This is a genomic window from Amycolatopsis thermalba, from assembly GCF_003385215.1.
Lineage (GTDB): Bacteria > Actinomycetota > Actinomycetes > Mycobacteriales > Pseudonocardiaceae > Amycolatopsis_E > Amycolatopsis_E thermalba.
On the sequence record NZ_PQHW01000201.1, the window covers coordinates 1 to 2,871 of the forward strand.

Below are 2,871 nucleotides of genomic sequence, written 5' to 3' on the forward strand. Positions count from 1 at the left end.
TCGTGCACCGCTTCGGAGATCTCCGCCCCGGTGACCCCCATCCGGGGCAACCCACCCCCACCGTCCACAACAGACAATAGTTGACCGGAGCAGCGGGAGGGGTGGGAGGCCGCTGCTCCGGCCGGTTATCTCAGCTCGCGGCGACCGGCGCGGCCGAGAATCTTCTGTTGTGACCTCTTCACCATCGCCGATCACGCAAGCTCCGAACAGGGTCCAATGGCCCTGTTTGCGAACCGCGGATGTCCCGCCGCCGGGTGGCGTACACCGCCGCTTCCGTGCGCCGTTCGAAGCCCAGCTTGTGCAGCACCGAGGACACGTAGTTCTTGGCCGTCTTCTCAGCCAGGTGCAGCTGCTCCCCGATCTGCCGGTTGGTCAGACCATCCGCGATCAGCTGCAGCACCCGCCGTTCCTGCGGGCTGAGCTGCGCATACCCGGGTTCGTCCGCGCCGCGCATCCGCTCCAGCACCCGGGCGGTCAGCTCCGGGCGCAGCAACGACTGGCCCGCCGCCAGCCGCCGCACCGCGTCCACCAGGTTCATGCCGGACACCTGCTTGAGCAGGTACCCCGCGGCCCCGGCCAGTATCGCCCCGGACAGGGCCTCGTCGTCGGAGTACGAGGTCAGCATCAGGCACGCCGGCGCCGGCTCCACGGAAGACCGGATCTCGCGGCACACGCCGATCCCCTCGCCGTCCGGCAGGCGCACGTCGAGGATCGCCACATCCGGTGTCAGGGCGGGGATCCGGTGCAGCGCGTCGGCGACGGTGCCGGCCTCGCCGACCACCCGGATGTCGCCTTCGGACTCCAGCACCGTCCGCAACCCGGTCCGCACCAGTTCGTGGTCGTCGAGCAGGAACACCGAGATCGTCATCGCACCCCTCCCGCGCCGTTCAGGTCGGCCGTCCACACGAGTGTCGTCCCGCGTTCGCCGCCGCGCCCGACGGAACAGCGGCCCCGCCACCGCGCCGCGCGCTCGCCCAGGTTGACCAGCCCGCTGCGCCGTCCCGGCTCGTCCGGGATGCCGACACCGTCGTCGGCGACCGTCAGCGTCAGTGACCGGCCCGCCCCGTCCACCGCCACCTCGACCGACACCGCACGGGCCCGGGCGTGCCGGGCGACGTTCGACAGCGCCTCCCGCACCGTCGCCGCCAGATCCGCCCGCACCGGCGGCGGCACGGCGGTGTCCACCGGCCCGGTGAACTCCACGCGGGGCGCGAAACCCAGCGCGGGCGTGCAGTCCTGCGCCACCCGCAGCAGCTCCGCACGCAGCCCCTCGCCGGTCTCCTCCGGCTGGGTGAGGGAGAAGATGCTGTTGCGGATCTCCCGGATCGTGCGGTCCAGCTCGTGCACGAAACCGGTCAGCCGGTCCGCGACCTCGGGCTGCGTGACCAGCGGCCGCAGCCCCTCCAGCCCCAGGCCCGTGGCGAACAGCCGCTGGATGACCAGGTCGTGCAGGTCGCGGGCGATGCGGTCGCGTTCGGTGAACACGGCCAGCCGCTGCCGGTCCTCCTCGGCGCGGGCGAACTCCATGGCCAGGGCGGCGTGACCGGCGAACGTGCGGGCCAGGCCGACCTCGTCGTCGGTGAAGGGCGCGGCGTCACCGAACTTGGCGACCAGCAGCACGCCGAGGGTCTCGCCACCGACGATCAGCGGCACGGCGACCGCCGAGTCCAGCTCGGTGACCTGCTCGGGCATCTGGATGTTGACCTTGGCCTGCTCCTTGGCGACGTAGCGGCCGTAGTCGCGCACCACGACGGCCTCCCCGGTGCGGAACGCCTCGCCGCTCGCGGTGCCCTCGACCGGAACCGTCAGGCCGGTCAGGCCCGGTGGGGCGTGCTCACCGGCGGCGACCACCTCGAACACCAGGGTGCCGGGGTCGTCCTCGCGCGGGACGGCGACCGCGGCGGCGGTGGCACCGGCGACGACCCGGGCGTGCTCGGCGATCAGGCGCAGCGTGCGCTGCGGGTTCTCGCCGGTCAGCAGGGCGGCGGTGACCTCGTGCGAGGCCTCCAGCCAGCGCTCGCGGCTGCGGGTCCGCTCGTAGAGGGTGGCGTTGTCGATGGCCATCCCGGCCGCGGCGACCAGCGTGACGACGGCTTCCCGGTCGGCGCCGGTGAAGCCGCCCTCCTTGCGCAGCCGCAGCTCGCCGAACCGGCCGCCGCGGGCGTGCAGCGGCATGGTCAGCGACGCGCCGGGCGCGGCCGGATCGCCGGACCGCACGGGGGCGGCGTCCGGCACCTGGATGACCGCGTGCGCGGCGCCGGTGAGGTCGCGCGCGCTGGTGACGATCTTGGTCAGGATCTCGGGCAGGCTGAGGTCCGCCGCGACCCCGACGACGGCCTCGACAAGTCCGCGTGCGCCCGGTCCGATCACCACTGCCCTTCCGGCAGCTCTACCCCGCGAGCCGCCGTCCCGAGACTACTTCCAGCGGGATCCGGATCCAACGGTCATCGGCGGTGCTCGCCGGCCACGCGCGGGCGCGCTCACGGGTGGCCCGTGCCCGGCCGAGCACCGTCACCCACCAGCCGGACTCCAGGTGCGGGTCGAACGCGTCGGCCTCGAACGCGACCACGCCGTCGTGCGCGGCGGCGAACAACGGGCTGGCGGCCGGGGCGCCGAAGCCGACGGCGTCGTCGGCCAGCACGAACCGCACCGGCTGGACGGCGGGCAGGCCGCGCGTGGTGAAGACGACGCGCCCGATCCCGGCGGCGGCGAGCAGCTCCAGGCACTGCTCCCGCCCCAGCACTTCCAGTCCGAACGGATCGAGCATCGAAGCGACCGATCTCTCGCGCGCGGGGAACGTCACGGCCCCACGATCACCCCGGCCGGCTGGGGCCGGTAGGGCCATTGGGCCCGGGGGGGGGTGGCCGCTGG

General features: G+C 73.7%; 3 protein-coding genes. All 3 read right to left on the bottom strand.

The features are described from left to right. Positions 1–178: 178 nt before the first annotated feature. From D0D15_RS35540 to D0D15_RS35550, 3 genes are read right to left on the bottom strand one after another with little or no spacing between them, the layout of a single operon-like run. Positions 179–868: a response regulator gene (locus D0D15_RS35540; RefSeq protein WP_094006086.1), complete on the bottom strand. Its 690-nt coding sequence runs from the start codon at positions 866–868 to the stop codon at positions 179–181. Beyond that, positions 865–2,370: a GAF domain-containing sensor histidine kinase gene (locus D0D15_RS35545; RefSeq protein ID WP_233157317.1), complete on the bottom strand. Its 1,506-nt coding sequence runs from the start codon at positions 2,368–2,370 to the stop codon at positions 865–867. Before D0D15_RS35545 ends, D0D15_RS35540 begins: the two co-directional genes overlap by 4 nt. Positions 2,371–2,389: 19 nt before the next feature. After that, positions 2,390–2,803, bottom strand: a complete 414-nt coding sequence (locus D0D15_RS35550) for a pyridoxamine 5'-phosphate oxidase family protein (RefSeq protein WP_233157309.1) — start codon at positions 2,801–2,803, stop codon at positions 2,390–2,392. Positions 2,804–2,871 lie beyond the last annotated feature (68 nt).